1 protein-coding gene and 1 pseudogene are annotated in these 4,716 nt (G+C 41.5%); both read left to right on the forward strand.

Annotated features, from left to right (window positions below; all coding sequences use genetic code 11):
* Nucleotides 1–41: 41 nt before the first annotated feature.
* Nucleotides 42–790 (forward strand): annotated as a pseudogene (locus tag HRT50_RS17845) (Tn3 family transposase).
* A gap of 554 nt (nt 791–1,344) precedes the next feature.
* On the forward strand, nt 1,345–4,716 hold a 3,372-nt coding region (locus HRT50_RS17850), incomplete at its 3' end, for a hypothetical protein (RefSeq protein ID WP_291617007.1).

Raw genomic sequence — 4,716 nt, forward strand, 5'->3', positions numbered from 1 at the left:
CTTCTTAAGCAGAACTCAGGTTATATAACAACACTTCAGAAATACAGCCTAATACGTTATCGACTGATACTCATGGTACCAACAATGTAAATTTCGCTATATTGGACTTCTTTGGTTATACCTTTGCTCCTCGATACGCAAAAATGAAAAAAGTGTTTTTAACTTATTTGAAGTGTCTGAAGAAGATGGCGGTAGCATTCAATTGATAAAAGAAATCAACCATAAACTCATTACTGAAGAGTGGGATGAAATTCAACATATCCTATGTTCATTGAGCCGAAAGACTACCACGCAAAGTACTATTATTAGAAAGTTGAGTAACGGTAATAGCCGCACATTGTCGGCCCTTCAGGAATATGATCGCTTGATTAAATCAATTTACGTTCTGGAGTATGTTGATAATTCAACGCTGCGCCATTATGTTCAACAAGCCTTGAACAGAGGTGAGGCATATCATCAATTAAAACGGGCTATAATGTCAGTTAATGGTAATAAATTTCGTGGCGGCAATGATTACCAAGTATCGCAATGGAACGACTGCGCTCGACTCATTTCTAATTGCATTATTTACTATAATTCAGCACTGCTTTCCGCATTTTTGCAAATCCAAGAAAGAAACGGCAGGCAAGACATTGTTGAACTTATTTCAAGACTCTCACCTGTTGCTTGGCAGCACATTAATTTAAACGGCGAATATTCCTTTAACAAAGGCAAGAAAGAAATAGATTTGGTCAGTTTGCTAAGTGATATTGAACCGCTTGATAGGGATAACTCCGATAGAGCGGTATAGTAAAATTTAATATTCATGCTAATAATAAATAAGGCATTTTATCCGTGTAATGGCGTGTAATGTTTTTTTTATAATTATTGGACTATCTTTTGTTTGTAAGGAATAACAAGCAGCACCAAGGAAGGGAAGCACTCACTTAATAACCCCCTCCCCCTATGGTTCTACTTTCTGTAACTTTTTACACAACGCGCATTTTGTAAAAATTAAGCCTTGGGTTTTATTAATTATAAAATGCTAGGTTGTAACTGAGTGGCTCTTTAACAGCTAATACGGGTGTTAAAAGACCATGAAACTATAAAGAGATAGTGTGGATAAAGACCACTGTCCTTTAACACCATGTTATAGGCAATAAAGAAAGCCTATAACATTATATTTGATAAAGGAAATGAAAATGAGATTTAGTCAACAGAAAAAAGAAGAATCGATAAAAGCATTCGGTAGTATTAAGAATAATGTATATCGAAAGCCTATGATTTCGTAGTGTGAATAATAAAAACGTAAATATACAACTGCGCAAGGCGGGTGGTTGTTCATTAAAAATGGAGTTTATATCTATGAGTGACAATTCTTTTATCGGTTCTCAGGCGTTCAATCGTATTGCTTCAGCGCATGAAACGGTTATTCCAAATTCCGGCTCATTAACCCTAGCCATCCCTGTTGTCAGTCTAGTTGGGGTCAATAAGGGTATTGCTCTCGACGTATCACTTGCCTACTTTATGGGGAAGGTAGGCAGGCTTGGTTTACCCGATAATTGGACCTTTGGACTGCCTTTTTTAACCCCGAACGACTCATTAGAAGTTAATGGTGTGCGGTATATTATCGACACCAGCTGGAAGGATTCTACCGGTTATGCTTCAGGCTTGAAGTATGAAAATAATCATGGTCGCTCGTTTGTTAGCAGTCTTGTACCCGTTGCATTGCCTTACGGTTCTTACCCCGCCACTTATCAATATGTTTATTCTGATCCCGATGGCTCAAAGTGCTACTTTGATTCGGTCGGCAATCTAGTGATGAATACAGATTGTTACGGTAATTATATTTATTACGCCTACCTCAATAACGGTGCATTACTTGATTCCATTGTGGATAGTTTTGGTCAAAAAACAACATTTGGCTATAACCCAGGTTTAATGGTTATTACAACCCCGGACGGTCGGCAAACAAGCCTTAACTATTCTAGCGCTGGCATTAGCAGTATCGTAGACCCGCTGGAAAATTCGATTACCTTCGGTTACACCCAGCAGGGTAGTTTTAATGTGATCGATACAATTACCTATCCATCAGGTAAGACGACATATGTGAGTTATACCGCTCTCAGTTTTTATAATGCGTCTCAACAGACAGTGTCTTTACCGGCGGTATCGGATTTAAAATATGTCGATGCCAGTAATAATTTGTTGAGCCACTGCCATTATGCTTATGGCACCAACAGTGGCGGTAATACCTTCACCGGATACAACGCGCAGTTTACCCTCTCGGGTTCAGCAGATGGTTTGCTGGACAGCAATAACACGCTTTATCTTTACGATGTTCAGGTGAGTAAGCTCGATGAACAGGGCAATATACTGTCGCTAGAAGATGTTTTTTATAGTTTTGCTCATGTCCCGGTGACGCACAATACCTATGTTTACGATGCTGCGGGCAGCCAAAATGGCTTTTCTCAAGTGGTGTCGACGTATAATCTTACACCTGATAAACACAATCAGCAGCCAAACTATTTGTCCCCCAAAGATACCGCCCAAAGCTTTTTCTTAACTGCCAGCGCTAGCGCTATACCGAAGATAAAGTTGGCGATGGAATATGATGAGTTTGCTAATACGACGTCGAAGATAACCAGCTCCTATGATACCGCCAGCGCTCAGTATATTACCCAGGTAACAGAGATATCGAGTTATTTTAGCCAATCTGGCGTGAGCAACTTGACGCTGGTCGATACGTCGACCAAAGCCGATAATGTCGCCGGTCAAACGGCGAGGACACAAAACACCCTAACCCCAGACAATAATGCCATTGCCACATCAGCAATTACGTTTAAAAATAAGGGCGATGCTACTTGGAATGACTGGAAAGAACAGTTGATGACATTTGATGATCAGGGTCGTGAATTGTCAGAGGCGCTTAAGTGGACTAAACCAAATTCGCCGGGTATCCAAAGTGCCAGTGCCCAATACAGCTACCTTTATGACGCGACGACTTTTAGTGTGACGACAACCATCACTAATTCACTGGGGCTAATATCATCACATCAAACAAGCACAATGTATTCAAAGCCGCTAGCCGAAATTCAGTCTTCGGGTGCTAAAACGCTTTACAACTACGATGTGATGGGTCGGGTGACGAGTAAAACCTTACCTTCAGGATCAGCGACAACATATAGCTATAAAATATTTGCCACTGACGGAGAAAATAGCAGCTTAGAAACGACCGCACTGGGTTATCAGACCAAACTAGTCCGCGACGCATTGGGGCAAGAAATAACGCGCTTGGATAATGGCAATGCCGCGCCTACCGATACCTTAAGAACACTCTCTGCAAAGCAGTATGATTTACTGGGTAATGCTATTTCTGAAACGGATATTTTTGGTAATGTCACCAGCAAGTTGTTCAACTCGCTGGCAAAACCAACCCAGTCTATCGATCCACTGGGTAACAAGACCGTAATCAGCTACGATTTTACGACTAATAGCAGTACCAGTTCGCTTAACGGTATTATTCAGCAACAGCTCACGCTTGATAATTATGGAAAAACACTGCTTAAGGACGTTCTGCCAAATACCACTAATATTGATAAAAATTCCCAGTACACCCTGCGAACGATCTCTACTTATAGCGGTTTTTCAGAGCTCCTAAGCGAAACGGTGAGCCAAGTTAATAGCAGCGTCGTGACTGAGATTAATCAAAAGGGCTTTGCCTACGATATTGAATCAAAGAATATAAGTGAATCCTTTAGTGCGCCAGATGGTACGGCGTACACCAAAACGTTTGTATTGGACCTCAATAAAAAAGAACTTTCACAAAGTAAAATCGGCAGTTATCCCGATAAAAGTAGTCTCGACTATCAAGGTGATGTAGCTAGCTATAACTCGCAAGCTCAATTAACTAAATTGACAAACAATCTCGAACAGTCGGAGTCTTATAGCTACGACGATGATGGCAGGTTAGCGGCTAAGACTCTTTTTGATGGCTGTGTTATCTCTTATGAGTACACGCCAGATGGTCAGCGCTCAAAGCGGTCGTGGGATGAGAGTGGTACGGCGTGCGCAACGCAATACGCCTATGATGCGTCTGGCAGGTTAATCAGTACCAGCGATACCAGCGGTGTCGTTTCAACGGTTTATTCATTGGATAGTATCGTCACTGGTATTTGCTATCCGGATAGCAAATCATTGAGCTATACGCTGGATAAGTACAGCCGAAAAATCATTCAAAAAGACATTTCATCGCTTGAAACAAAGTATCAATTTAATGCCCTTAACCAGCTGCTAAGCGTGGCCACCAACGGTGACACACTTAGCTATAGCTATTCTTCGGATACCACTAAAAATAGCCGCTTGGGCGCGCTAAAGAGTATTTCTCTGGCTGGCATATACACTGAAACGTATACCTATGATGCGCTCGATCGTAAAATTGGCACCAATAAGCTTGATGATGCGGGCAAGATTTTACTCGACGAAGTCAGTCAATTTACCCCGCTCAATCAGGTGAGCTCGAGCGTGCTCTCTTCTGAAAAAAGTTCGGTAGATAAGCTCAATCATCAGCGTAGTTATAGCTATGATGCGCTGCAGCAGCTCGTCAGCGATATCACTAACAGTGGAGCTACCGTTATAAACGATGAGAGCTTTATCTATGATGGCAATCATAATGTGTTGGCGAAAACCGTTAATGCCGAGGTAACCACCTATACCTACAATAGTATCGATCAACTG

The sequence above is a fragment of the Colwellia sp. genome (genome assembly GCF_013215345.1).
In the GTDB taxonomy this organism is placed as follows: Bacteria; Pseudomonadota; Gammaproteobacteria; order Enterobacterales; family Alteromonadaceae; genus Colwellia.